Source organism: Citrobacter sp., from assembly GCF_050252275.1.
Classification (GTDB): Bacteria; Pseudomonadota; Gammaproteobacteria; order Enterobacterales; family Enterobacteriaceae; genus Citrobacter_A; species Citrobacter_A amalonaticus.
In genome coordinates, this window is the sequence record NZ_JBFWLF010000391.1 from 1 (window position 1) to 3,151 (window position 3,151).

Here is a 3,151-nt window from a genome sequence, read left to right on the forward strand (position 1 = left end):
AAACCTGATGCAGGCAGGGGCGATTACCATGCTGACCGTGCGTCTGGGCTCGGTGATTTCGCCCATGCTGGGTGGGCTGTTGCTCGCCACCGGCGGTGTGGCCTGGAACTACGGTCTGGCGGCGGCAGGTACCTTTATCACCTTACTGCCGCTGTTAAGTCTTCCGGCACTGCCGCCACCGCCACAGCCGCGTGAACATCCGCTGAATTCGCTACTCGCGGCGTTTCGCTTCCTGCTTGCCAGTCCGCTTGTCGGCGGTATTGCGCTGCTCGGCGGCCTGATGACGATGGCAAGCGCTGTGCGCGTGCTCTATCCGGCACTGGCGATTAGCTGGCAGATGTCAGCGGCACAGATTGGCATGTTGTACGCCGCCATCCCGCTTGGGGCGGCGGTTGGTGCGCTCACCAGCGGGAAACTGGCGCACAGCCTGCGTCCGGGGTTAATTATGCTGGCCACGACCATCGGGTCGTTTCTGGCGATTGGCCTGTTTGCCCTGATGCCCGTCTGGGCGTTAGGCGTGGTGTGTCTGGCGCTATTCGGCTGGCTGAGCGCTATTAGTTCGCTGTTGCAGTACACGATGCTGCAAACGCAGACGCCGGAAAATATGTTAGGGCGCATCAACGGTTTGTGGACGGCGCAAAACGTCACCGGGGACGCCATTGGTGCGGCGTTATTAGGCGGTCTGGGAGCGATCATGACGCCGGTGGCGTCGGCGAGCGTTAGCGGCTTTGGTCTGGTGATTGTGGGACTACTACTGCTGCTGTTACTCAGTGAATTACGTAGATTCCGGCAGACGCCGCCGGAACCCGCTTAGTGTGAGACTGGCCGGATAACGCGTTATCGCCGCCATCCGGCAATGACAATTAAAACAGTGTGGCGAGACGGTTTAACACCTGCATCGCGCTGTAATAATCCAGACGGAAAGACTCGGTGCCCAGGGCATAGACGCGCTTGTTCTGTACCGCAGGCAGGTGCGCCAGCAGTGGGTTGGCGTAGATCGCCTGCTCATCTTTCTCATCACCGGCAAACAGGAATAGCGCTTCGCCGTTCAGACCGGCCGCCAGATTTTCACCGCCAAGCTGAATGATATCGTGACGTTTCCCCTGGCTTTGGCTGGGCTGCAGTCCGCCAGGCAACGTTGCCAGCGTAAAGCCGAGTTGCTCCAGCATTTTTCCTTGCGCAGACTCTGGCGTCCACAGATTGGCTCTGTGGGCGGCGGCGGTGTAGACCAGCGCGCTCACCGGTTGTGGCGGCAACGTCAACTGCTGCTTAACGATGGTTAGCTGCTTATCAAATTCGGCAATACGTGCGGCGGCCTGTTTCTCCTGGCCGGTAATCTCGCCCAACTGCGTCAGCAGCGACTGCCAGCTTTTATCGTCGTAATTGATGATAAGCGTCGGGGCAATAGGCGAGAGCTGATCGTACAGCGCCAGGGCGGAGTCGCCGCCGGTCGCGCTAATCAGAATGAGATCGGGCATTTGTGCTGCCACCGCTTCGGCGTTCGGTTCACCAATATACAGACGCGTCAGCTTGCGTGCTTTTGCCACGTCACCCCACTGACGTAAGAATCCCTGATCGTCAGCCACGCGGTTATTGGGGGTTGTCGCCCCGCTGGCGACCACCGGTGCATCAATCGCCAGTAATGAACCGGTCAGTGTGACGCTGGTAGAGACGATGCGTTCAGGTTTGTGTTCCAGCGTATGGTTGCCGCGAACGTCGGTCACCTGACGCGGCCAGTCCGCCGCATGAGCTGAGGAGAATCCGAAAACGAAGAGCGTAACGAGCAGGGAAGGCAGTCTCACAAATCAATTCCTGTGCTGAGTTATTAATGCTTCTCATTTTCATTATTAAGCGTAAGGGATGCAAGCGTTAGTCGCACATTGTGCTACCTCAAGAGTTGACATGTCGCCTGTTTGCTTTTAGGTTAGCGCCCGAAAATATAAATGATAATCATTATTAAAACCTTTATCATTTTGGAGGATGATATGGATACGTCTTTGGCCGAGGAAGTTCAGCAGACCATGGCAACACTTGCACCCCAGTGTTTTTTCTTTATGTCGCCGTATCGGAGTTTCACGACGTCAGGATGCTTCGCCCGCTTCGATGAACCCGCCATTAACGGTGATTCGCCAGACAGCCCCTTCCAACAAAAATTACACACACTGTTCACCGATGCCAAAGCGCAGGGTATCGCAAACCCGGTTATGGTGGGGGCGATTCCGTTCGATACTCGCCAGCCATCGTCGCTGTTTATTCCTCAGCGCTGGCAGACCTTTTCTCGTCAGGAAAAGCAGCGATCATCACGTTACTTTACCGATCATCAAACACTCAACGTCACGGCGCGTAACGCGATTCCCGAGCAGGAGACGTTCGAAGCGATGGTCGCGCGCGCCGCTGCGCTGACAGCGACGCCTGAAGTCGACAAAGTGGTGCTGTCACGACTGATTGACATCACCACCGACGCTGAGATCAACAGCGGTGCGCTGCTGGAACGTCTGGTGGCGCAAAACCCGGTTAGTTACAACTTCCATGTCCCACTGCGCGATGGCGGCATTTTGCTCGGCGCGAGCCCAGAATTGTTGCTGCGCAAAGAAGGCGATCGCTTCAGCTCGCTGCCGCTGGCGGGCTCCGCGCGCCGTCAGCCTGATGACGTGCTGGATCGGGAAGCCGGAAACCGCCTGCTGGCCTCTGAAAAAGATCGCCATGAACATGAGCTGGTTACGCAGGCGATGAAAACCGTACTGCGCGATCGCTGTCAGGATCTACAACTACCGTCTTCACCGCAGCTCATCACCACGCCCACGCTCTGGCACCTCGGCACGCCGTTTGAAGGCACAGCCAATGCCGGAGAAAACGCCCTGACGCTGGCTTGTCTGCTACATCCGACGCCGGCGTTGAGCGGTTTCCCGCATCAGGTGGCAAAACAACTGATTGCCGAACTGGAGCCGTTTGATCGCGAACTGTTTGGTGGCATCGTCGGCTGGTGTGACGCCGAAGGCAACGGAGAGTGGGTGGTGACCATCCGCTGCGCGACATTACGGAAAAATCAGGTGCGTCTGTTTGCAGGCGCAGGGATCGTCCCGGCCTCTTCACCGGTGGGGGAATGGCGTGAAACCGGCGTCAAACTTTCCACCATGTTGAACGTTTTTGG

3 protein-coding genes are annotated in these 3,151 nt (G+C 57.4%); 2 read left to right on the forward strand and 1 reads right to left on the reverse strand.

What is annotated here, in order from left to right; genetic code table 11:
• The coding region (gene entS / locus AB7E14_RS22150; protein WP_428169967.1) for an enterobactin transporter EntS at positions 1-814 on the forward strand (814 nt) is incomplete at its 5' end.
• 49 nt (positions 815-863) lie between these two features.
• Here the strand turns inward: entS and fepB are convergent.
• Complete coding sequence (gene fepB, locus AB7E14_RS22155) at positions 864-1,802, reverse strand: Fe2+-enterobactin ABC transporter substrate-binding protein (protein WP_044326714.1); 939 nt, start codon at positions 1,800-1,802, stop codon at positions 864-866.
• Between the two features lie 183 nt (positions 1,803-1,985).
• Here fepB and entC point away from each other — a divergent pair.
• Positions 1,986-3,151: isochorismate synthase EntC (gene entC / locus AB7E14_RS22160; RefSeq protein WP_428169968.1), on the forward strand; the 1,166-nt coding region annotated here is incomplete at its 3' end.